The 20,543-nt window shown below is 56.7% G+C and carries 21 protein-coding genes, 1 tRNA gene and 2 pseudogenes; 11 read left to right on the forward strand and 13 right to left on the reverse strand.

What is annotated here, in order from left to right; translation table 11 throughout:
• Positions 1-71: 71 nt before the first annotated feature.
• The 3 genes and pseudogenes from ATC04_RS18150 (at position 72) to ATC04_RS20075 (ending at position 1,546) form a co-directional block, all read left to right on the forward strand.
• On the forward strand, positions 72-662 hold the full coding sequence (locus ATC04_RS18150) for a hypothetical protein (RefSeq protein WP_231736135.1): 591 nt from the start codon (positions 72-74) through the stop codon (positions 660-662).
• 45 nt (positions 663-707) lie between these two features.
• A pseudogene (locus ATC04_RS20135) lies at positions 708-977 on the forward strand (DNA/RNA non-specific endonuclease); the annotation flags it as partial.
• Positions 978-1,120: 143 nt separating this feature from the next.
• Entirely contained in the window at positions 1,121-1,546 is a 426-nt protein-coding gene (locus ATC04_RS20075; RefSeq protein ID WP_286158856.1) for a DNA/RNA non-specific endonuclease, read from the forward strand.
• A gap of 62 nt (positions 1,547-1,608) precedes the next feature.
• Here the strand turns inward: ATC04_RS20075 and ATC04_RS18160 are convergent.
• The 3 genes from ATC04_RS18160 to ATC04_RS19620 form a co-directional block, all read right to left on the reverse strand.
• Positions 1,609-1,685: transfer RNA gene (locus tag ATC04_RS18160), tRNA-Asp, on the reverse strand.
• A gap of 580 nt (positions 1,686-2,265) precedes the next feature.
• Complete coding sequence (locus ATC04_RS20140) at positions 2,266-3,201, reverse strand: FRG domain-containing protein (protein WP_152666724.1); 936 nt, start codon at positions 3,199-3,201, stop codon at positions 2,266-2,268.
• A gap of 353 nt (positions 3,202-3,554) precedes the next feature.
• Positions 3,555-4,484, reverse strand: a complete 930-nt coding sequence (locus ATC04_RS19620; protein ID WP_152666725.1) for a hypothetical protein — start codon at positions 4,482-4,484, stop codon at positions 3,555-3,557.
• Between the two features lie 296 nt (positions 4,485-4,780).
• On the opposite strand from ATC04_RS19620, the pseudogene ATC04_RS18175 reads away from it, so the two are divergent.
• Both ATC04_RS18175 and ATC04_RS18185 read left to right on the forward strand, forming a co-directional pair.
• Positions 4,781-5,837 (forward strand): annotated as a pseudogene (locus tag ATC04_RS18175) (transposase); the annotation flags it as partial.
• A 270-nt stretch (positions 5,838-6,107) separates the two neighbouring features.
• A protein-coding gene (locus ATC04_RS18185) for an IS3 family transposase (RefSeq protein WP_152666726.1) occupies positions 6,108-7,579 on the forward strand; the annotation gives its coding sequence in 2 pieces (ribosomal slippage) (positions 6,108-6,495 and positions 6,495-7,579; 1,473 coding nt in all).
• A gap of 99 nt (positions 7,580-7,678) precedes the next feature.
• Here ATC04_RS18185 and ATC04_RS18190 read toward each other — a convergent pair.
• The 3 genes from ATC04_RS18190 to ATC04_RS18200 form a co-directional block, all read right to left on the reverse strand.
• A complete protein-coding gene (locus tag ATC04_RS18190; RefSeq protein WP_047117771.1) occupies positions 7,679-8,422 on the reverse strand; it encodes a hypothetical protein in 744 nt (247 codons plus the stop codon).
• A gap of 340 nt (positions 8,423-8,762) precedes the next feature.
• Positions 8,763-8,951, reverse strand: coding sequence for a CsbD family protein (locus ATC04_RS18195; RefSeq protein WP_047117772.1), 189 nt, complete (start codon positions 8,949-8,951; stop codon positions 8,763-8,765).
• Positions 8,952-9,525: 574 nt separating this feature from the next.
• A complete protein-coding gene (locus ATC04_RS18200; protein WP_082123734.1) occupies positions 9,526-10,020 on the reverse strand; it encodes a pyridoxamine 5'-phosphate oxidase family protein in 495 nt (164 codons plus the stop codon).
• Between the two features lie 595 nt (positions 10,021-10,615).
• Between ATC04_RS18200 and ATC04_RS18205 the strand changes: the two genes are divergently transcribed.
• Complete coding sequence (locus tag ATC04_RS18205) at positions 10,616-10,876, forward strand: GlsB/YeaQ/YmgE family stress response membrane protein (RefSeq protein ID WP_047117773.1); 261 nt, start codon at positions 10,616-10,618, stop codon at positions 10,874-10,876.
• A 90-nt stretch (positions 10,877-10,966) separates the two neighbouring features.
• Here the strand turns inward: ATC04_RS18205 and ATC04_RS19625 are convergent, their stop codons facing one another.
• Positions 10,967-11,266, reverse strand: a complete 300-nt coding sequence (locus tag ATC04_RS19625) for a hypothetical protein (protein WP_152666727.1) — start codon at positions 11,264-11,266, stop codon at positions 10,967-10,969.
• Positions 11,267-11,540: 274 nt separating this feature from the next.
• A complete protein-coding gene (locus ATC04_RS18215) occupies positions 11,541-12,089 on the reverse strand; it encodes a MarR family transcriptional regulator (protein ID WP_047117775.1) in 549 nt (182 codons plus the stop codon).
• Positions 12,090-12,326: 237 nt separating this feature from the next.
• On the opposite strand from ATC04_RS18215, the gene ATC04_RS18220 reads away from it, so the two are divergent.
• The 4 genes from ATC04_RS18220 to ATC04_RS18245 all read left to right on the forward strand — a co-directional run bounded on the left by ATC04_RS18220 (position 12,327) and on the right by ATC04_RS18245 (position 15,850).
• Entirely contained in the window at positions 12,327-12,740 is a 414-nt protein-coding gene (locus ATC04_RS18220) for a hypothetical protein (protein WP_047117776.1), read from the forward strand.
• Between the two features lie 252 nt (positions 12,741-12,992).
• Entirely contained in the window at positions 12,993-13,358 is a 366-nt protein-coding gene (locus tag ATC04_RS18225) for a hypothetical protein (RefSeq protein WP_047117777.1), read from the forward strand.
• Positions 13,359-13,769: 411 nt separating this feature from the next.
• Complete coding sequence (locus ATC04_RS18235; RefSeq protein WP_047117779.1) at positions 13,770-13,985, forward strand: hypothetical protein; 216 nt, start codon at positions 13,770-13,772, stop codon at positions 13,983-13,985.
• Positions 13,986-15,013: 1,028 nt separating this feature from the next.
• Positions 15,014-15,850, forward strand: coding sequence for a DNA/RNA non-specific endonuclease (locus ATC04_RS18245; protein WP_052772166.1), 837 nt, complete (start codon positions 15,014-15,016; stop codon positions 15,848-15,850).
• A gap of 70 nt (positions 15,851-15,920) precedes the next feature.
• Here the strand turns inward: ATC04_RS18245 and ATC04_RS18250 are convergent, their stop codons facing one another.
• Positions 15,921-16,547 carry a helicase associated domain-containing protein gene (locus ATC04_RS18250; protein WP_047117781.1) on the reverse strand — a complete coding sequence of 209 codons (627 nt, stop codon included), beginning with the start codon at positions 16,545-16,547 and terminating at the stop codon, positions 15,921-15,923.
• Positions 16,548-16,740: 193 nt separating this feature from the next.
• Positions 16,741-17,538: a hypothetical protein gene (locus ATC04_RS18255; protein ID WP_152666729.1), complete on the reverse strand. Its 798-nt coding sequence runs from the start codon at positions 17,536-17,538 to the stop codon at positions 16,741-16,743.
• 120 nt (positions 17,539-17,658) lie between these two features.
• Here ATC04_RS18255 and ATC04_RS19630 point away from each other — a divergent pair, with 120 nt between their 5' ends.
• Positions 17,659-18,042 (forward strand): hypothetical protein, encoded by a 384-nt coding sequence (locus ATC04_RS19630; protein ID WP_152666730.1) that lies wholly within the window; start codon positions 17,659-17,661, stop codon positions 18,040-18,042.
• A gap of 43 nt (positions 18,043-18,085) precedes the next feature.
• Here the strand turns inward: ATC04_RS19630 and ATC04_RS18260 are convergent, their stop codons facing one another.
• The 3 genes from ATC04_RS18260 to parA form a co-directional block, all read right to left on the reverse strand.
• A complete protein-coding gene (locus ATC04_RS18260) occupies positions 18,086-18,655 on the reverse strand; it encodes a hypothetical protein (RefSeq protein ID WP_152666731.1) in 570 nt (189 codons plus the stop codon).
• Between the two features lie 117 nt (positions 18,656-18,772).
• Complete coding sequence (locus tag ATC04_RS19050; protein WP_231736138.1) at positions 18,773-19,135, reverse strand: hypothetical protein; 363 nt, start codon at positions 19,133-19,135, stop codon at positions 18,773-18,775.
• Between the two features lie 720 nt (positions 19,136-19,855).
• Complete coding sequence (gene parA / locus ATC04_RS18270) at positions 19,856-20,500, reverse strand: ParA family partition ATPase (RefSeq protein WP_047117786.1); 645 nt, start codon at positions 20,498-20,500, stop codon at positions 19,856-19,858.
• Positions 20,501-20,543: the final 43 nt, after the last annotated feature.

Genomic DNA, 20,543 nt, shown 5'->3' on the forward strand with positions numbered 1-20,543 from the left:
TCAGGAAGCCAAAAACAGCACGCTCGGTGCGCCGACGCCTATCGAGACCTTGAGTATGCCACGATGCGAGCATGACTCGACCGATACCTCAAAATGACTCTGAACGCTGGATGCTGCTTCGAGCTGCGCACCACCAGTACCACGTGTCCACCACAGCGAACTATGACGAGGTGCTCTTCGACGTCGCCGAGCGTTTCGCTACGCACCAGAGCATCGGGAAAGTAGAAATCGGCGGACTGCTCATCTGGAAAAGGCTCCAGGCAAACACTCGATGGGCGATGGACCTGATGAACGTTCCAGACCAACGCGTCCATGAGCTCACCCGTGACGCTTATCTGGCCGCCAACGACCGGTCCCTTTCGATCCCCGAAGCGGCACGAGCTGCACGCAGTGCGCTCGGTTCCCTCCCGGGATGCAAAACCGGCGATGCCCTCGCCTCAGCGGTCCTCCTCGCCGCTGCACCACAACGCCTCGCGGTGTACGACCGCCGCGCACACCACGGACTAAACCTATTGGGACTCACACTCACATCGGGCAAGGGAAAATATTCACGCTACATGGATATCGTGGAACACCTGCGCCACCTCGCGCACTCCAACGCAGCAGCGTGGACCGCGCGAGATGTGGACGTTGCGCTGTACAAGATCGGAGGACCACGATAGCAAATGAATGGGTATTCAACGCAGGACCCAAAGGAGGGAAAACCCATGCGCACTGATCTAGAGTCTGGGGAAGCTGCCACCCGCACCGGATTCAACACCGACTTCCTCGACACACCCATCAACCTGCCCGACCACCGCTCCGACATTGCCGAAGATCTAGTACAAATAAACGGCTCCCCCATCATCGACTACACCCACTCCTCCCTGGTGTTGAGCCGGTCGCGCAAGTTCGCCCGCTGGGTCGGATGGAACATCGATGGCACCCACCTGCAGCTGCTCTCGCGCACCGGCATCAACTTCACCAAAGACCCCCGTATCCCCGACCAGTACCAAGCCGGCAATGAACTCTATTCGGAGAATCGGCTGGACCGTGGCCATCTGGCCCGCCGCGCCGACCTCACCTGGGGGCCCACCCCGAGGCACAGCAAGCCAATAAGGATTCCTTCTACTTCACCAACATCACCCCGCAGATGGAGGACTTCAATCAATCCCGGCAAGCCGGCATTTGGGGCCGGCTGGAAAATGCCCTCTACCAGGACGTGGAGCTCGACGCCCTGCGCTGCAGCGTCTTCGCCGGCCCCGTCCTGCGGGATGAGGACCAGCACTACCGGAGGTACCAGATCCCCGTCGAATACTGGAAAATCATCCTCTTCGAACAGGCGGGACAGCTCACCGCGAGGGCGTTCCTCCTCACCCAGGACCTTGACCGGCTACAGGTGCTGATGGCGTTGGATGAGTTCAGGATCTATCAAGTAGCTGTCACCGAAGTAGAAGAACGCACAGGGCTGGTATTCCCGGCTCCGGTGTATGACGCTGATGACCTAGTGCTGACCCAATCCAGCGTCCGCAGCCCGCTCAATGACACCTCGGAGATCGCTTGGTGAAACCGCCAGCAGATGGCTAAAGGTCCCTAGAACGGCCGCGCGGCCGGCGGTTGGTTAGCAGCTGGCGACCCTGACGGGACTTGAACCCGCGACCTCCGCCGTGACAGGGCGGCGCGCTAACCAACTGCGCTACAGGGCCATGTGATTTGAGGGCATCCCCAAACGACACAGTAAAACCCTCGGTTGACCCGAGGGCTTGCGTGGCTCCGACCGGCGTCGATCCGGTGACCTTTCGAGTAAGAGTACGGCGCTTTCAGGGGTTTCTGCGGGATACCAGAATCTTCGATTACCTCTGGTCAGAGTTGCTTTTTGCTACCAGCTGGTTTCGGCGCTTGTCTTCGAATCTGCGGAATAGATGCGGGGTTCGGCGACAGTCTCAGGTGCGCGCAACCGCTATTGCAGGCTGTCCGCAACCATTGAATTTATCGAGAATCGGTCCAGATACGGGGCCGGCCCCGCCGCTGGAGACGGGAAGGCCCCTCAACACTGAACGACGCTGCGAGCAGCGAACGCCGGCGGGTAAGGGACAAATAGATCTGTCGCCTGAGCCAAATCGCAATGAAGTCCGTGAAGCTCGTGAGTGCCGGGAAAATTGCGCGGTGATCGAGAAACATCTGGACCCGTTGCAAACACCCCGCGCGTGAATGCGTCCCAACCTGAAAGCCGTGGGGGGGTCTTGCACTCTCACGTCATGCAGAAGACGAAACCTCCGAGGAAACTTAGTGGCCTGGCCCGACGAACGTGAAGGCCCCAAGCCGTTCAGGTGGCTCGGGGGCGTATCGCAGCAGCCTGCGGTAGCCCTCGTCCCGTACTGCTGGAGGAAAGAGGACGTAGCTACTAACCATTCGCCCCTCTCCCAGCCACTCGCGCGCGAGATCGAGATCGATACGTATCACGGCACGGACTCGCGTCGATACTGATCGCATCTCTTCAGGGGCCAAAGGGCCCCGAGGTGCAACGAGGAGACCGTGTTGGGCATGAGGTCGCACATAGTTGCTGGGTGCAGCATAACGAAGGTCAACAAGTCTAGTGTCGGGTCCCAGCCAATAACCGGGAATTTCCGTGGGGGTGAGTCCGCCCAAATCTAGGACGAGAATGTAAGCGAAAGCTCCTCGCTCGGAGGCGCGTGGGCGCAGGTAGGCAAATCTGCCGCCGTCTGTCGATACGTACACGTGGCAAGCGAACCAAAGGGCCACCCAAACATTGTCTACGAGGTCAACCCAGCGTGTGCGAAGTCCGTAGTGCTGCAGAAGAGGCTCGGTTACTGCGCGGCGCATGCCTCGCATGAGCGTCTGCCCGCGTCCAGGCGAGCGCTCGGTGCATAGATGACCATCGGCGAATGAGCGCCGAACTTCCGCGCACTCGCAAGGAGCATTCCAGAGGGCATCTATGTATGCGGTCATCTCCGCGTTGTGGCTGGCAAGACCCTTTGGCCCGACGACACCACCGCCAGGACTCCGTAATCCGCTGGGCGCCAAGCTTCCGTCGTGGAGTGCGGCCTGACCGCGAAATAGGACATGGTGACTGCCACTGGTTGCCTTGAGCCAGCCGAGCACTTGCACGAGCGCTGTCGGGTCCGAGACCTCCAAGGCATGGCAGTCGGCGGGCAGTTCGAGCGAGACGTCGGCAACGTCTCTAATTGATGGTCGGGCCACCTAGTCCTCCGGGAATGGGCGATAAATAAAAGTTGGCACGGTTATCGGCGCGGATACACGTTTCCTCGCCCACTTTCCCATGCTTCAGCTTGCCCACGAAATGACTTCCTCAAAGAGCTAGCACATGACGCGTCCTACGATGCAATCCAGTTGCTCAGTAACTTCACTATTCACAAAGCACTGCTCGATCAAACCTTGCCTAACCCGAGCCCGCTCGAGCCATAAGTGCCACCTTCAACACAGAAACATCCGGAAAGGGATCCTCGACTGAAAGGACGGAGGGCGTACCGTATGAATTTCCTGTCCAGCAGCGCCTAGCGTGGATGAAACGATAAGTCCGCGCCGGATAGGTATCAACGACCTCTCGACTCAAACGCATAGTCCTGGTGTGAAACAAAGCGTTGAGGATCATTCTCAGCAACAGCGGCGACAGCCGAAGCGAAGACATTCACGCGTTGATCAAGGTATCCCTCGAGCGCATGTGCAGTAACGATGTCGATGTTGAATTGACCGTCGACCTTGGTTGATTTGATCTCGCGAGACATCGTTGCCCAAGGCGTTTCAACCGCTTCCATGTCTTGCTTGCTGGCGTCTACCATGAATAGCGGACCGGAAGTGACCACGATCGGATAGTAGAACTCGACCGTCGCCCACTCACCTTGTCTGTGAATTGCATAGGACGTCCGGTTAGATTGTGATCTAAAATGGGTCAAAGCCTTCGCCAGCGGGTAAACCAGCGACGTGAAGATTCCGCGGTTATCGGCGAGCCAGGTCTTTTTACGATCAAGTCGGGTCATTTGGGTCCCGACGAATCCGCCCTCCCAAGGGTTGCCGGGCAACGTGTCTAGGCCCAAGTATTGCTTTGCATGGGTGTAATGCAGGCGTGCGCGGCCGCCACCCACTTCGGTGCGACCGGTTTCAATTGTTGGGAAACGGAAGAGTTGTTCTTTTCGGTCTCGGCCCAGTTCGTATGCACTTGCAGGGCCACCTACCACGACATAAGGCATGGAGCTCTGCTTGCACTCCGCAAGAACCCGCACGCCCACATTCAAGCCCAATTCATCGCTACGGAATATCTGCCGATAGCCATGCACATCGATTTCACGCGACACAGACGGATCGTCGGGATCGGGAAACGCTTTGGCCCTCGCGACATGAAATCCGCTTCTCTCAAGGGTTGCAGCGGTATCCTGTTCCAGCAACCAGCCAGCGTCTCGCAGCGCCGCAATGATCTCGGCTGACGTGGGACTCATCCGTCGCTCACCTATCTCGTCTTCGTTCATAGGGCAATTGTCGCATCGGGGACCCTTTGATCGGGTCCGAACCGCGAGTAATCTCGCTTGCGGCTCAATACCAAGTAGGCTCGAAGGCCCTCACCCAGAAGCCTGCTACTTCCAAACTTCCTTGACCACTAAGTTATCCACATCTGAGGGATGTAGGAATAAAGGGTGAAAGCGTGCAGAATATTGGCGCTTGTGACTGATCCGTGGGTCGCCAGCACCACCAAATAGCAGCGCACGCCGCTTCTCGTATAGGTTTTAGAGCGTCTAAACCATCAAACCAAACACAAGAAAACGGCGTGCAACAAACAACCCTATGGCGTAGCGTGCTCGGTGTCGAGTCCACGACCATCATCGAGTCCATCGACTACGACCCCCGTCGACGACTGCCTCATCGCGACCGTCAGGCCGTCGAAGAAGCTTAAGCCCCGGTGCGGGATCTGCCAGACCAAGAGCCCACGCTACGATGCGGGCGAGGGAACCCGCCGCTGGCGGGCCCTGGATTTGGGCACCACCATGACCTACCTGGAAGCACCAGCCCCACGGGTAAACTGCCCGGCCCACGGGGTCACGGTCGCCTGGTTACCGTGGGCCCGGCATCAGGCCGGACACACTCGGCACTTCGATGAGCAGGCCGCCTGGCTGGCGACCATCACTTCCAAGAACGCGGTCACCGAACTACTACGGGTAGCCTGGCGTACCGTGGGCTCGATCATCGGCAGGGTCTGGGAGGAAACCGAAGCGAAGATCGACCTGTTCGCGGGCCTGAAACGTATCGGGATCGATGAGATCAGTTACAAGAAGGGCCACAAGTACCTGACCGTGGTGGTGTGCCATGACACCGGCCGGCTCGTGTGGGCCGGGGTGGGCCGCACCAAGGACACCCTGCGCCGGTTCTTTGACCTGCTCGAGGCCTCAGGGGCCGGGCGGTGCCAGCTGATCACCCATGTCAGTGCGGACGGGGCGGACTGGATCGGTGATGTGGTGGCCGAGAAATGCATCAACGCGATCCGGTGCGCGGACCCGTTCCATATCGTGCAGTGGGCGATGGAAGCGATGGACGAGGTCCGTAAGGAAGCCTGGAACGAAGCGAGGAAAGAAGCCCGGAAGGAACCGAAACGCGGGCGCGGCAGGCCAGCCAAGGACGCTGCCGGTACCCCGGCTGTTGACAAGGCCAAGGGCCTGAAGAAGACCCGGTACGCGTTATGGAAGAACCCGGAAAACCTGAATGACTACCAGGTCACGAAGCTGGCGTGGGTGCAGAAAACCGACCCGCGGTTGTACCGGGCGTACCTGCTGAAGGAAGGGCTGCGGTTGATCTTCCAGATGGGTTTGGACGAAGCGACCGAGGCCTTGATGTGGCTGGATGGGGTGGCCTGGGTAGTCTCCGGGCTGTAGCCGCATCACTCGATACGGTTTGCCCTGGTGAGTGAAAACATCCCAGGGGTTCGGTACCGGGGGTGAGGTTTGAGCGCGGCGGCCGGGGGAGCTGGCGGCGGAGGCCGCCGCGCCCGATTTCCGCAACCGGTCGGTGTCCGCTCCCTGTCTGTCAGGGTTGAGTGAGACCACCGATTCATAGCAAGTTACCCTCTCCAGACAAGGGCGAGAACAGGACTAACCTCCACCATGAGCATCACCTCCATCCACCCATCGGCCAGCACCATGCCGGAGAATGGGACCATGGACTCCACCCAGCCCCGACCGGACCAGCCACGACGCCGTACCATCGCCCCGGCCCAGAAACTCGCTTACCTGCAAGGCTACGAGCACGCGATCCAAAGCGGCGAAGGACGCGGCTACCTGCGCGCCAACGGACTATATTCTTCGCAGATCGTCGAGTGGCGCAGGCTGCGCGATGCGGGAATCCTCGAGGGGAACAACCCCGCCAACAGCACCAAGAGTGGCGGGAAGCTGAGCAAGGAACAAGCGGAAATCGCCCGGCTGAAAAAGCAGCTCGCGGCCAGTGAGCAGAAGCTCGCCACCACGCTGACCGCCTTGGACATCATGGGAAAAGCACACGCGCTCTTGGAACAAATCTCACAGAGCGCGGATTCCAAATAGCAGCACAAGACATCCTTGCTGATGTCTACCAGCAGCTGACCGACAGCGGAGTTCCCACGCGGCAGGCCAGCACACTGGCAGGGGTCAGCCGGGCCACGATGCACTGCCACCAGCAAGCGGCACTGGCACCGAAGCCAGCGTCCACGGCATCCCGCCAGGTGCCGGCGAACAAGCTCACCACCAGCGAGGAGGCCCTGATCCTGGAAACCCTGAACAGCGAGCGGTTCATCGATCAGGCACCCGAACAGATCTACGCGGTCCTCCTGTCCGAAGGCACGTATTTGTGCTCAGTCTCCACCATGTATCGGCTGTTGCGCCGTGAGAAACAGGTGGCCGAACGCCGCAGGCAGGCCCGCCACCCAGCCAGGAAAGTCCCGGAGTTGGTCGCGTACCAGCCTGGAGAAGTGTTCACGTGGGACATCACGAAGTTGGCTGGCCCCGCCAGTGGCACCTATTTTGATGCCTACGTGATGATCGATATTTACTCGCGCTATATTGTCGGTTGTCAGGTGCACGCGAGGGAGTCTGGTGAGCTGGCTAAGGAGTTCATCGCGCAGGTGTTCGCCACCGACCAGATCCCCAAGGTCGTGCACGCTGATCGTGGGACCTCGATGACTTCGAAGCCGGTCGCCGCATTGCTGGCGGACTTGGATGTGCTCCGTTCGCATTCGCGGCCGAAGGTCAGCAATGATAATCCCTACTCAGAGGCTTGGTTCAAGACCTTGAAGTATCTTCCGGTGTTCCCTGAACGGTTCGGTTCGCTGGCTGATGCTAGGGATTTCATGGACTGGTTTGTCCAGGCGTACAACGGGCATCACCGGCATTCGGGGATCGGATTCCATACGCCGGCGGACGTGCATTTCGGGATGACCGGGCACGTTGAGGACCAACGGCTGGCCGCGTTACAGGCGGCGTGGGACGAGCATCCTGAACGGTTTGGGCAGCGTCGCCTGCCGAAGAAGCTGAAGCTGCCTGCTGCTGCGTGGATCAACGAGCCAAGGAAGCTGGAGGAGCGTGAAGAAATGATCGCTGTTTAGCACCCGCTGGTCTCACTAGACTTGAAAATTTCCGAGTCGCTAAGGTTAGGCGCGAAAAAGGCCGAACCAACTCATTTGGTTCGGCCTTCAACGTTTCGTCTACTTGCTGATAGCTTTCGACGTGGTCGCCACAGCCCATGATGCCGTTGGCACAGTCACCCGGTAGGTCTTCTTCTTTGCATCACTCACAGTCACGGAAGCCTGTCCCTTGGCGAGCTTCAACGTCTTCACGGTCTTCCAAGTCTTGCCGGATTTGACCTGAAGTTTCGCGTTCTTCGGATTGTACTGAATGTAACGATCCTTTTCCGGCGAGTACACCGACGCCTTGACGCTCAGGGTCACCTTCTTCCCAGAACGCTTAGCACTCAGACTGCTCTTCGTCTGCCCGCGAACGTTGAAGGACTTCTTCGTGTTATCCCAATAATCCCGTGCATCCTCGTAGAGGGTGCCATCCTGCTTGTATTCGAAGAAAGCAAACACATAGGCAGGACCAACCGAATACACACCCAGCCCGTAATCGTCAGGGCAAATCTCGACTCGATCATTCGCCGAAGTCTTTTTCTTGTTCTCGAAGTCGAAGCCAGCAGAGGTGACATCATCGCCCTTTCGGGTGATGAATGCATCCACCCCTCCGAACGCGAAATCCTTCTGGTGCTTCGCCTTGGCGGTAACCAGGACGCTCTTACATTTATTGTTTGCCACTACGACATCAGCGACGGTGTACCCAGTGATATCAATTGGGCGGTTGCTTGCTTGAGCCGGTGCAGCGCCGAGAACAAGCCCGCCAGCCAGCATTAGAGCAGCCGTCGCCCCAAGAGTTTTGTTTCTCGTACGGATCGCCATTCTATCCCCTAATAAAAAGCAGGAACCCCAGAGTTTCCTGTCTGGAGATGATCCTAGGGCATCATCACTCAAACGAGAAACACAGCGAAAACAAAGATTGAGAGGCCGAAATAATTCGGGGACAAGACAGAGTGGAAGCCTACTTACTCAGTAGCCTCCGAACCGAGAATAGGTGACGTCGACGTGTCTAGACATCGCAGGATCTCCGTTCAAAGTGCGGGTAAGGTTTCTCACCACCGCAGCCCACTCGTAAAACAAAAGTGTGGTCCATTCAAAGAATGGACCACACTATCGGGACCTCGTGACGTGAATTGCAAAGCAAGGTCCGGACCGTCAAAAATTATTTCTGGCCGGTGATGTCTTTCGCTGCGTCTTTCGCGTGTTCGCCGGCCTGCTTCGCGCGAGCTTCAGCCTGGTCCTTGACTCCGTCGGCCTGCAACGAGGCATCGTTCGTGGCTTTGCCAGTTGCTTCCTTGGCCTTGCCGGCCATCTCCTGAGCCTTATTCTGAATCTTGTCACCCAAACCCATGATGCACTCCTTTTCGATGAATTACTGGATAGGAAAACTGTAGCGACCGCTAGCACATCTCGTTTCAGGCTTGACATTGCCTGATAGTTGCCAGGCTCGAGGGGACGCACCCAACCCTGCTGCGACGAATATTCAAGAGTGGTTTCAGCCCTTTCGCTCAGGCTTGCTGCGGCGCCAAAATTACCGGGTCCAGCGCATCCGACACCGCTACCTACCGGTTCAGCTACATAAAGCCCCACTGGCGGCGACGAATCGGGCTCGGACCAACAGGTGGGGGCGCACTCGACAAACATAAGGATCCACGAGCAGCGCCGCCGCCCGAAGGCACCGAGGAAGCCCCCATCGCCAAGCACATACCTGGCATGAACGGCGTCAGCCCAACCATCGACAGCTTCGCCCAGAAAACCATCAACAAGAAGTTTGTGGCATGACCGGCGCGGAGATGCACAACCACAAATAGGTCCTCGAAAGCGACATACATCCGGCCCCATAGTTGTAACGTCCCACAATGGCCAAGGGCGCGGAAATCGCAATTCATGCGATACCCGCGCCCTTGTCACTCACACCTTCTTGACTACAGATCCACGGTCGCTGAATCCCCAGGACGGGCTGGTTCTCCGGTGACCTTGCCCTTGACCCAGCTGGCGGCAAGGCTCAATACCCCACCTGGATTTTCCCAGTATTGCGCGGAGTCGGATTCCAGCTGGATGAGCACGACCTCCGGGGATTCGGGATCGTGGCTGAAGAACGCTGCCACCGCCGAATTCCACAGTTCCTTCTTCTTAGCCACATCCGTGACCAACTTGGCCTTACCGCTGAGTGACACCCAGCACTTATCATCCGAAAATGCGGCATTGACTTCCTGATCTTTGGAGACCTGCTCGGCCACATCCGAGGAAGCGGCGGTGAAAAACCATACGTCCGCGTCGCTGCCCACCTCGGTGACGCTCAACGGACGGCTTTCCAGCCCGTCCGGCCCATGCGTCGTAAGCATCGCAACCTTGATGTCCTTGATGATCTCGACGAGCTTTTCCACTTCGTCGGTGTGTGTTGCTTTATCGTGCGCCACGGTAATTTCCCCTTGAACTCGTCCAACCAGGTACCCTCACCACGCTACCGGGCCCTCGGCACCGCGCAACAGCCTTCCAGCGGAAGCGCAGGTTCTCGCAACGGCCCGGAAGCTCTATCGGTCACTGGAACAACGTGGAAGGTCGTGAGCGAGTCCGAGCATCCGGACCAGGATGCCACGAGCAGCGCTCAGAATTACAACGTCATCAAGGAACAATGCGTGAGCTGAATTTTTCACTCCGTACCTCACAGCTCGTGCCCCGTATAGGCAATCTACCAAAGCATCCTTATAACGCCTCGTCTGACGGAATCGCCCTAAGCTCGTGCAGGGGCTCCTTTCCCGCGAAGATAAAATAACGCCTTGCTACCCCCGGCAATTAGGTCCCAGTCTCTCTGTAGGGTGAGATCTTTTGCCTCCTACCAACTGAAAATGATACTAAGCAGAGTCTTTTTCGTCCCCTCTTGCCCTCCCCACGGCCATCAGGAACCCCCAGCTTCAAGCCTGTTACTTTTACCTGCGGGTATCTTTCTGGAGCAGCAGCACGTGCCCCCCCGTCAAGGAGCTAGGCACTCCACAAACGCGTTAACGAGAACCCGTGGGTATTTTAGGTTGGATCGTTCTAGGACTAATCGCCGGCGCCATTGCCAAGGCCATCAAGCCAGGAGAGCAGGGCGGCGGATGGTTTACGACATTGTTGCTGGGCGTCGTCGGAGCAATCGTAGGCGGATGGATCGGCTCAGCACTCTTCAACGTAGGTGTAAACCAGTTCTGGTCCCTATCTACCTGGATCCTAGCCATTGGTGGTTCGCTGATCGTGCTGGTTATGTGGGGACTGCTCACGCGTAAGCGTGCCTAATTGGATCTGTATGGCAACGGTCCACCATAAAATCGTGGTGGACCGTTGCTATGTCCGTTCGGAATATGTGTCGCACGCCAGTGCCGATGTTTATTGACGAGAATCAGACTCGAAGTCCTGATTCGGGACGGACCCGGTATCGGTACCCGTGCGCGTGTCTTCGCCGTCGGCCTCGTCCTGTTCGGGCTCCTCGCTACTGTGCTCATGAATCGTCTCACGAAGATCTTCGACTTCCTCGGCCCTGCCGACCCAATATTCAGGCTCCAGCCCGAAACCATTGGTTGCTTCCTCGGCCATCTGATTAAATCCGTCTCGATGGTCTTCCAGCGCGTTATTCAGATCTTCGAACTCGTCATGACTGACGCTGACATCAATATGCTTTCGGGGCATTTAAACTATCCTCGATTGTTTGAGAGGCTAAATTTTTGGTTGCCTGCCTTCAAGGTACGCGCCTGAGAAACTCATGACATCGGCCACAAGGGTTTCCTCAGAAATTCAAGAACAGGCCTCTTCGCACGCCAGGCGCTCACCCGCTAAAACCCGTCAGGAATCAAAAAACTCTGGAGGAAACCAGGTAAGGAACGGTGGCTCGGGCGTGAGCTTCTAGCTAATCCATCCATCAGCTTGCGTACCGCAGGTGAAGCAGATGTTATGCGTCAGACGTTTACCGGGAAGGTACAGCGCTTTGCTCCATCAGAGGCTTCTTTTTAGTCGATTGGCTTGGCTCATCATCAATTTCAACGCTGCGGATCATGGCTTCCAAGAACTTGGCAACTGCAAGCCGCTCCTCCTCGGAAAGGGTGTCTACGGCATCCATCATCCGTTCATGCATCCGATGCAGCGTTCCACGAACTTCCGTATCGCTATATTCCGTGGGCACAATCCCCACCGATCGCCGATCCGCAGGATGCACAATACGCTCGGCATACCCATCCCGGCATAAACGGTCGATCAATACCGACACCGAGGCGTTGGAGATCCCCAGTTCCTCAGCAAAATCTCGCTGACGGGGAATCACCCCCTTACGGTGCTCGGCGAGTAGGAAGCGTAGTGCGGACATATCGGTTTCGTTCATGCCCATCGAACCGCGGGTCGCGGATCGCATCTTCCGCTCCGCCTCGCGATACCTGCGCATCAGATTTAACAAATCCACCGCCTCGGGCACTGAACTACCCTCGTCATACCAATACCCGCTGGCTTGATACCTGCCCATGAGAACTCCTTTCGCCGGATACGAACGCCATGCCCGCAACCTCCGGGGCTCCTATTGCCCTTGATTCGAGGTCCAGCTTGCCTAACCAAAAAAAAATAATGTAACCTAGCTAATAGTTAGCCAGTCTACATATATTTTACTACGAAACAGCTATCAATACCGGAGTGAAAGATGAAAAAGTCCTTAGCAGTTCCCGTAGAAACCACCGCACCCCACGCCGCCGCATGGACCACGCGGATGCATCAAACCGCCGCCTTTGGCTCACAGCAGTGCCGCAAGAAGAACACCGTGCATTCGGCAATTTGCACCATCAGCGGCTCCCCGGAGCAGCTGATCATCAACTTAGCGTGCACCGCCAAGGCCGAAGAGCATGTCTCCGAGTTGATGCAGTACGTCAACGACACCCTCTTGCCACAGATGGAGAAGACGCTCGGCGTCCAATTTGAGGTGCGGAATTTGCAGTTCGCCGTCGCTGGTAAGGAAAACCTGCTCGCTACACCAGAGCATGTAGCCGAAGCTGAACTCCCCACCCATTGGCTGGATCAACCTTTCACCGCCCCATCACTGACCCCTAGCACTGGCCTGAATCTCGAAACCACCAGGTCGGGAACCGAGGCAGAGGCCTCCCCGGCAGATTTGAGCATGGCCTAGATCCTGCAACACCCGCCGTCCGCGAGGTGCGGCGGCACCATAACGCAGGATCCGCCTCGTAGCGCACCTTCGCTACACACTTCTGATTCCACATCATTATTTTCATGAGCAGTGCCAGAAAGGGAAGTATCTTAAATGCCAGGTCGAATCGTTCGAACCCGCACCGCAGTCAGAGTCGCCGATTTTCTCGCCACCCGTGAAGGCAAAGCCCACCTGTCCAGCTACGGTTGGGCGCAGGGAATGCCAATCGTAATGACCCAACCATCTGAATCCCTCAACGATGCCATGGGCATGGTGTCAATCCATGGGCGGGCCGTGTTGGTTGCCATGCTGGATCCGCAGACCGAAGAACTACTCATGCTGCACATCACTCCCCCGCAGACCGCGTTGAAAGTCGCTAAGGTCTGGTCAGATCAACTTACTATGGGAGAGTTCTTCCAGCGCTTGGGAACCGAGAACGTGGCTGAGTTCCGGGTGAAATTCTGGAAGCACACCGCCGTTGCGCATCAGATCCCGACCTGCCCCGCGATGCAGTCCCAGAACACCACAGCAGCCACCCGCTACCCGCTGCCAACGCGCCGCCACGCCGCCACACCTCTCACCACCGGCGCGAGCTGATCAGCCCCTTGTCCCCCGGTTCTGGCTCATCCCCCTGGCTGGCTCATAGTCCTGGTGGACAGCTGGCGAGCCAGAACCGGGCTTCATGTTGGGACTCCACCGGCTCAGGTCCTCTATCCAGGTTTGCGGATACCAGGACCCTACACAACCAAGAGCCCAACACAACCAAGAGGTCAACACCTCGTGCACCAAGCGTGATCGCATCACCCCTAAATCGGTGCCGCCCATCCTTTCGCGGTCTTCGCAACGGAATTTTCTGCCGGCCAGCTCCCTCTCTGATGCTTGCCCCGCACGCATCGTGAAGAACTGCTCATCATCCGGGCGTAAAATTACCTGGGACAGCGCGTCCACTTCAGCCAACAGCCGCCTTCCCTCGAAACTTTGGCAGTTGAACATTTCAGGACGGATTCCATGAGCTCAGCGAAAAACTTTATCCCCTACCAAGTTGTGCTCGATATTGACCGCGAAGACGACAGCTACTGCCTCCTTGAAGCCCTTCACCATTACCGCCGATACCTTTCGGCACAGGAGCGCTCCAACCAACCCGAACTACGCAGCATCCATCGACTGATCGACATGATTGACGCCGGCTGGATGAACTCCGCCAACACGACCGACAGAGGCTAACAACACGCTCGTACTTGCGAGATCCACGTGAAGACATTTCCAAAAGGCTGATCATTCCCTAGACCACGACCCCGCATTAGCTCTGCGTTGACGGCCTTACTTAACCGTAGGGTATCCCTTAGGGGAGATCTCGCGTACCGTCGAAAGTACACTGCGTGACAACCCCTGTGACTTGCCCAAAATACCTAGACAATCTCCGAGGACGCATCACTGTAGGACTCTTACTGGAAATACCGCGAGAGCCGCAAGAGCGGAGGTCCGCCATGTCCACCCACGAACTACGATCCCACACAGCCGAACACGTCAAGCACGTCCTGGGCTCTCGTCAAGCCTGCATTCACCTGGCCTCATACGGTTGAAGGGAAGGGATGCCCATCGTGTTGGCAGAATCCCGGGAACTGCTCGATGAGGTCATGGGAATGGTCTCTATTCACGGACGATCCGTGATGGTCGCGATCTACGATGAACCCGCCGACCATCTGAGCCTCTGGTTCGTCTCTCTGCCAAATCCTGCTTTGGAAAATGTACCGGCCGAGCCCCCGGGGCAGACTATGGGCCGCTTTATCACCCAAGGCACACCTGACGGGGCGAGAACGTTCCCTGTCAGATATTGGGCGTACAGTGCAATCACCTTTGAAATCCCCTGCTACGTGCGCAGCGACAGGGGACATCGAACTTCCAATAACACCCGTCCGGGCACATGAGATAAACCAGAGCCTGAAGATTCCCTGGGTAATTCAGAACCTAGGCACTGACCTGTGGCGTTGCGCATTAAGCTGGTCTTGTTTATAACTGAAATAAGCCTTTTCGCAGTGAAGCATCCCACGGTCCTCGCGGGATGCTTCACTGTTTAATACGGCCCGGGAACCGGCACCAACCGGCGAAAGGCTACCAGGGCCTCCAAGACCCAGCTTTCAGGCACCGGAACGTCAGTCCCAAGTCGCACTGTGTCTAGGCAGCGGTCGACCGACATCCTACCGTGGAGCATAGACCCTCAACATTCTTGATACAGGGAAGGACGCCAGCACATGAAGCAAGACCCTGCCACAACGGCCAGTAAACGCATGGGATCTCACCCGCACTTCCTCACCACCATCATTGATCTTCCCACTCCCGCCACCGAGATTGCCGAAGACCTGCTGCAGCTCGATGGCTCCCCCGTCATTGACTACACCCACTTCTCCCTCGCCTTGAGCCGGTCGCGCAAGTTCGCCCGCTGGGTGGGTTGGAACATCGACGGTGCCCACATGCAGTTGCTCCCCCGAACCGGCATCAACTTCACCACAGACCCCCGCATCCCCGCCGAAGACCAAGCCGGCAACGACCTCTACGCGAATAATCGGCTTGATCGCGGCCACCTGGCTCGCCGCGCCGACCTCACCTGGGGACCAGACACCGAAGCAGCCCAAGCAAATAAGGATTCCTTCACCTTCACCAACATCACCCCGCAAATGGAGGACTTCAACCAATCCCGACAAGCCGGGATCTGGGGACGACTAGAAAACGCGCTCTACGAAGACGTGGAAATCGATGACCTACGCGCCAGCGTCTTCGCGGGCCCCGTCCTGCGAGATGAAGACCAGCGCTACCGGGGATACCAACTCCCGAGTGAATACTGGAAAATCATCCTCTTTGAACAGGACGGACTACTCACCGCCCGGGCGTTCCTCCTCACCCAGAACTTGGACCAGCTGCAGGTACTCATGGCCTTAGATGAGTTCCGGGTCTACCAAGTCACTGTCACCGAGGTAGAGGAACGGACCGGGCTGGTTTTCCCGGGCTCGGTGCATGACGCTGATGATCTGGTGCTAAACCAATCCGGCGCACGGAGTCCGATTGGTGAGACCTCGGAGATCGCCTGGTGAACCCGCCAGCAGTTGGCCTCAGGTACTGGGAGCGGCTGTTCGGACGTCGATGGAATCGATCGCTACTTGGTCAGCACCGGCTACGCCACCCCGGCACCGCCTCGTTCAGCGCAGCTAGCCGCCAAGAGAGCAGGCTGTTCTCGGTGCGTGCTTGATGCTGACGATGCAACCAGACCCCGAGCCGATGTTCATGCTCTGAGGCGTAGGTCTTGTAGCGGGGCATCTGCCCGGTAGAAGCGACATAAGCGCTCACCGCGTTCAGCATGTTTCTCCAGTGCTCATCGCGGCGATGCTGCGACACATCCACCTCCCAGCCCTCCAGCTGATCAAGCAGAACGATCTTCGCCGCTGAAATGCCACCCTTACGATAGGCATTGCGCTGCAGAGCCACCCACTGCGCCAACGAACACTCCACTCCCCCAGCGGTACTGCTCGGCAACCGATGGTGGGCTTCTTGGAAGGCCAGCACTTCGCTGAGGCGTTGCCGCCACCGCGTGGACGGCCGGTCCGGATCCCGTTCCGCCAAGGCCGCGGTATGGGTGGCGTGTAACCCGGGCGCATGTTTCTCTCTGACGCGTAGATGCAGGTGGATGGTGGCCACGTTGGCATGGCATCGGTCGGCGATTTCACGCACCGTCAACCCGGCGGCATACATCATGTCCCATTCCGGGTGCCGAGAGACGTCCCAACCTGTCATGGAACTAAGCTACGCCACACTGTGAATCCTTTGAATAGAACCGTGCAGGAGTTCCACGATCATTCCTGCTGTGAAAGGCGTTTCTGAAACTAAAACCCCGGCGTGTCGCCGGGGTTCGCTGATCATTTAAAAAACGACCGTTCTTGCTGCCCTCACGAAGAGCCGGCTTAAGGGATCTATAACGTTGCGCGGTTTAGGAAGGTGATGACTTGAGTTGACCGGCACGTTGACGGTAAAGATCAAGAACGTCTTCGATTGCCGAAGAAATGTGGTGCAAATTTTGAAGAAAGTCTCCGATGATTTCGGTACCTGTGTCTTCGTCTACGACTGTGGCGAGTTGATCCTGCCAAGAGAATCCGTGGACGCTGCCGCTGAATGCGTGCCACATGAGCATGTACCGCCCTATCAATTCATTCGCGTCGGACACTTCAGAGTTAACTGATACCTGTTTGGCAAGGGTTCGGATCATACTGGTTTCGCCCTTTGGCCTTTGGCCACCCAGCCTCAATGAAAGCTGTTCGATCTGTTTATTCACGGCCTCTATTAGCTCACTCGGCTCTTGTCCGAATATATTTTTCACGCTTGGTATCTCCGCGAACTCGATGAGGGCTTGTTTTTTGCTGTTCGCTTCCTTTAAAGCCTCGCCCAGTGCTCGCTTACAACGTTCAGCAGGATCTTCGGGATGGAGAATCCAGAGTGCTCTTGTGACACTCACTAACGCAGTGCGCATCAGTGGGTAAAAGGTAGTGGGAATGTACTCGCCACGCGTCCAGATCATCTCTGTAATGGCATGCAGACTGTCCGTTGCGCTGTTGATACTCCATAGCACCAAGTGCGCTGGCGAACAGTCGGGTGAACATTCTGCTTCGTCTGTTGCCAGGTCGCTACCGGCCCACATCTCCATGGCCCGCTGCTTGTCATTTGTCCAACGGCGGGCTTTGGTAACAATGGAAACCATTAGTTCGAGATCTTCTTGCGTTGCACGCGGCATGTAAACCATGCTCTATATCATCACTCATGTCGCTCAGTACCCGAGTAAAATTTGAATTCTTTGAATATCCGAAAGTTTTGAACAAAGTTTGAAACTCATTTTGCTAGGTATGATCAGAGAGTGAGCAAAAAAATAGCTGTTCTTCTCGTTCTCACGGTTCTTACTGCCGGGACTGCAACTGGGTGCGCTGAATCCACAAAACCAGTCATTGTTTCTGATGGGTGCGCCCATGCCCTGGAGAGTCTAGCCGTAGCTACTACCAATGATTTTCTTAGTGATGAACAGGCGAACAGCTATGACTTAGCATCACTCAATGCGTGCCAGAGCGCCGAAGAGTACATTGCTGGGGTTCTTAAAAATCCGTTGGCTTTAGGGTTTGAGTCACTAGAACGAAGCCAAGTTATTGATTACGGGCTGCGCATTTCGTGCCCGACGCTAGATGCTCAGAAAAAATCCCCTGTTTGTGCCGACGCGGAAACTGACGGACTATTGAATAATTACTAAACCGACTCGAAGCATTGCAGCGTATCGCGGTAATCCTTTGTTGCTATGACTTTCGGGCAAGCATGGAACGAAGAACCATTGACTCTATGTCGGAGTCAGGATTCTCCGAGTTGGCTTTATTTGCCGCTGCCGTAAGCGTTTCACGCAAGTCATTCAATGTGAACTCCGGCGAACGTAGCCGAGGCAACTCATCGACCGCTGTAGATACAAGATCATCCACCGCACGAGCAAACGAGGCATGGGCTTGCGCATACGGACGGCTGTCGCGGCGATGAAACTCCAACAGTACAAACTTCAGTAGAACCTCATCGAACCTCCGCAGGGCACCAACAACATCTTTTTCAACGATACGAAACGTCAGCCGAAAGAGCGCCCCGGCCCTCCGCACTTCCGTGGAGGCACGTATCAGTTCTTCTTCGTTCGTTGCTTGCAGGTCTCCGAAATACTGAATCGAAGAGATATAGCCAGCTAAAGCTTCGAGCTGCTGCTGATCATCGTGCAATAGGCGATTTTGATTGATCTGCCGAAAAGCCCCCCATACTCCAAGTAGCAGACCAAACGTAGCTAAAGCCGTGATGCATGCGGCAATGGTATTCAAAATTGCGAGTGTCATGGCCTGAGTCTAGGACAGGGTAGGGGTGCGCTAGCTACAGACTAAGGAAGCCGAGAATGCCTAATCCTCACGCTACAGAGGCCGTGCACGGTCCACTATCCCCCGTCGTAACTGAACTCAGGGACCCCAGCTTGTGGCTTGTGTGCGGGCGGTCGATTGGTTCCTGCTGTCCACGTGGGTACAGGAAAAGCAGCGCAGCGGATAGGGCTTTTGCTGTGCACAGGTGGGCAGGAGGCTTAACCGCGCTGTTCTGGTTTCGTCGCACTCGCTTCGGCTTCGGGCAGGGTTTTCCATCCAGCAGGTCGCGTTGATGGCGACCTGTAGCGCTGCCAGGGCTTGGGCGACGGCTGGTTTCGTGTCGGGGTAGTCCTTGTTCCATGAGTCGGTGCTCATGGTGATGCGGCCGGTCTTCCCGAGTTCTTCCAGCTCGTTGGCCAGGGCTTTGAGGTCATCGTAAATTTCTGAGGCGTTGCGAGTCACGGTGAATCCCTCCTTAGCCTGCGTGAATATGCCAATACTGTCGTGCATATGAATAAATGAGTAAAGACGTATTCATGCAAATGAGCAAGTGAACATTTGAGTAACGAATGTGCGTAAGTCACGGAGAATACTAACGAATAGTGGTGCGCGCGGACGGTGTGACTACTCCCCTACCCGAATCCTCGATGCCTAGCAGGTTGAATCCACCTATGGAAAATTTTCTCATATACACATTTGCAGCTCTGAGTAATTGAGTCCGATTGCTTATCGGCCTGGCTAGTACACCATGACGGTCCAGCTGCCGGCTGACTTCGGAGATACAAAACACGATATACGCATTTGAACAATTCGTAGGTGCGTGTGCACCGTGGAACGCTGCAACGATAAGCTCTTTGGGCAGTCTGAATGCCTGGAAAAAAATGAGTGCATGAGTAGATGGTGATCTACTCATGCACTCAAAAGATGATTTACATCTTGATGTGTTTACTCTTCAGGGAGTGACTCAATATATTCAGTCAAGAACTCGCGAATGCTTTTGTGTTCACTGCGAGCCACATGGATTTTCAGCTTCGTATGCAGGCTTTTAGGTAGTTCGAAGTTCACTCGTGTCAGCGGTTCTGCGGGAGCAGTGTCCCGTAAACTAGCCATCAGCCGGCTCTTCTCGTTTTCGGTTCGCTGGCTTGGACGCCCTGCGCTGAGCCCGGTTCTACTGTTGCTCATTTAGACAACCTCCTGCTCAAGGATGATCGACTCAATTTCAGCACTCAGTGCAAGCATTTCTCGGGTGCCCTCGGATCGAGGGAAGTCTTCGATCACTGTAGACCCACGCGCAGCTGTCCCTGGGTAGTCGACACGCTGGAAAATCTTGGATTCAAGGACCGGCAAGCCATAATCCTCGAGGATCGCAGAGACATCCTTGCTGATGTTTGAACCGGTGATCGCGCGGGATACGACGAAGGCCGCCTTGAGTTTCCCGTCGGTGACCTCGATGCGCTGCTTGACTAGGTCAACCAGATCCTCGGTGGCCCAGATGTCATACGGCGAGGGCTGCACGGGAATAAGGACAAAATCAGCAGCCTTGATCGCAGAGACAGCAAGGTCACTAGCCTGCGGGGCCCCATCGATGACGACGAAATCGACCTTGGCCAGGCTTTTGACGTCGCGTTCAATGGTGGGGCGATCGATGCCCACGACGGACACGGGGTGCTCTTCCCTGACTGCAGCCCAGTCCCGGGCGCTTCCCTGAGGGTCTGAATCCACCAAAAGCACAGAGCGGCCAGTGTGCTGCAGCGCGGTGGCTAGGTGGGTGGAGATCGTGGTTTTCCCAGCTCCGCCTTTTTGGTTCAATACGGCAATCGTTTTCATAGATTCCTTCCGCTGTGCAGGGGTGAGTAAATACGGATTTACA

Origin of the sequence: Arthrobacter sp. YC-RL1 (assembly GCF_001454985.1) — a bacterium.
GTDB classification, from domain to species: domain Bacteria; phylum Actinomycetota; class Actinomycetes; order Actinomycetales; family Micrococcaceae; genus Glutamicibacter; species Glutamicibacter soli.

Coding starts and splice junctions, on each gene's coding strand:
- ATC04_RS18150 (WP_231736135.1), top strand. CDS start 72: ATGACTCGACCGATACCTCAAAATGACTCTGAACGCTGGATGCTGCTT.
- ATC04_RS19620 (WP_152666725.1), bottom strand. CDS start 4,484: ATGAACGAAGACGAGATAGGTGAGCGACGGATGAGTCCCACGTCAGCC.
- ATC04_RS18190 (WP_047117771.1), bottom strand. CDS start 8,422: ATGGCGATCCGTACGAGAAACAAAACTCTTGGGGCGACGGCTGCTCTA.
- ATC04_RS18195 (WP_047117772.1), bottom strand. CDS start 8,951: ATGGGTTTGGGTGACAAGATTCAGAATAAGGCTCAGGAGATGGCCGGC.
- ATC04_RS19625 (WP_152666727.1), bottom strand. CDS start 11,266: ATGCCCCGAAAGCATATTGATGTCAGCGTCAGTCATGACGAGTTCGAA.
- ATC04_RS18215 (WP_047117775.1), bottom strand. CDS start 12,089: ATGGGCAGGTATCAAGCCAGCGGGTATTGGTATGACGAGGGTAGTTCA.
- ATC04_RS18220 (WP_047117776.1), top strand. CDS start 12,327: ATGCATCAAACCGCCGCCTTTGGCTCACAGCAGTGCCGCAAGAAGAAC.
- ATC04_RS18225 (WP_047117777.1), top strand. CDS start 12,993: ATGACCCAACCATCTGAATCCCTCAACGATGCCATGGGCATGGTGTCA.
- ATC04_RS18235 (WP_047117779.1), top strand. CDS start 13,770: ATGAGCTCAGCGAAAAACTTTATCCCCTACCAAGTTGTGCTCGATATT.
- ATC04_RS18245 (WP_052772166.1), top strand. CDS start 15,014: ATGAAGCAAGACCCTGCCACAACGGCCAGTAAACGCATGGGATCTCAC.
- ATC04_RS18250 (WP_047117781.1), bottom strand. CDS start 16,547: ATGACAGGTTGGGACGTCTCTCGGCACCCGGAATGGGACATGATGTAT.
- ATC04_RS18255 (WP_152666729.1), bottom strand. CDS start 17,538: ATGCCGCGTGCAACGCAAGAAGATCTCGAACTAATGGTTTCCATTGTT.
- ATC04_RS18260 (WP_152666731.1), bottom strand. CDS start 18,655: ATGACACTCGCAATTTTGAATACCATTGCCGCATGCATCACGGCTTTA.
- parA (WP_047117786.1), bottom strand. CDS start 20,500: ATGAAAACGATTGCCGTATTGAACCAAAAAGGCGGAGCTGGGAAAACC.